Source organism: Bifidobacterium sp. LH_558 (assembly GCF_056356295.1).
Map to the genome: position 1 here is coordinate 1 of NZ_JBKETZ010000020.1, position 1,175 is coordinate 1,175.

Genomic DNA, 1,175 nt, shown 5'->3' on the forward strand with positions numbered 1-1,175 from the left:
AGCTTCAAAGGAGAGCATGTAATGGTCTATCGGATGATTTTCAACCAGACGGCGTATTTCGGTCGCGGCGCGATCCAGGAGATCCCGGGCGTGGCCAGGTCGCACGGTTTCGAGAAGGCGTTCATCGTGACGGACCCGGTCCTGGTCGAGACCGGCACCGTGGGCAAGGTCACGGACGTGCTGGACGCGGCCGGCATGCCCTACGAGGTGTTCGACAACGTCAGGCCGAACCCGCCGGTCGAGTGCATCAAGGACGGCGTGGAGAAATTCGCCGCGTCGGGCGCCGACTTCCTGATCGGCCTGGGCGGCGGCAGCCCGCAGGACACATGCAAGGGCATCGGCATCGTGACCGCCAACCCCGAGTTCTCCGACGTGCTCTCCCTCGAGGGCGTGGCCGACACCAAGAACCCGAGCGTGCCGATCTTCGGCGTGCCCACCACCGCCGGCACCGCGTCCGAGACGACCATCAACTACGTGGTCACCGACACCGCCAACAAGCGCAAGTTCGTGGCCGTCGACCCGCACGACATCCCCGTCGTCGCGTTCGTCGACCCCGACCTGACCGACTCGATGCCGCGCGGCCTGAAGGTCGCCACCGGCCTGGACGCGCTCACCCACGCGATCGAGGGCTACATCACCCCGGGCGCGTGGAGCCTGTCCGACTGCCTGAGCATGCAGACCATCCGCATGATCGCGCAGAACCTCGCCAAGAGCGCGGACGGCGACGTGCCCGCCGGCGAGCAGATGGCCTACGCCTCCTACATCACCGGCATGGCGTACTCCAACGTCGGGCTCGGCCTCGTGCACGGCATGGCCCACCCGCTCGGCGGCCGCCTGAACGTGGCCCACGGCGTGGCCAACGGCATCCTGCTCGCCCCGGTCATGGACTACAACAAGGAGCACACCGGCGAGAAGTACCGCGACATCGCCGACGCGTTCGGCGTCCAAGGAGCGTACGACATGCCCCTCGACCAGGCCCGCAAGGCCGCGGTCGACGCGGTGCGCGACCTGACCGCCAAGCTCGGCAACCCGACCACCATCAGCGAGGTCGGCGCCACCCAGGACGACCTCGCCGGCCTCGCCCACGACGCGTTCAACGACGTGTGCACCCCCGGCAACCCCCGCCCCGCCACCGAAGAGGACATCCTCGCCATCTACACCAGCCTCATGTAACC

General features: G+C 67.9%; 1 protein-coding gene. It reads left to right on the plus strand.

What is annotated here, in order from left to right:
- Window positions 1–21 precede the first annotated feature (21 nt).
- Window positions 22–1,173, plus strand: coding sequence for a lactaldehyde reductase (gene fucO, locus AC1AV0_RS10915; RefSeq protein WP_476573885.1), 1,152 nt, complete (start codon window positions 22–24; stop codon window positions 1,171–1,173).
- Window positions 1,174–1,175 lie beyond the last annotated feature (2 nt).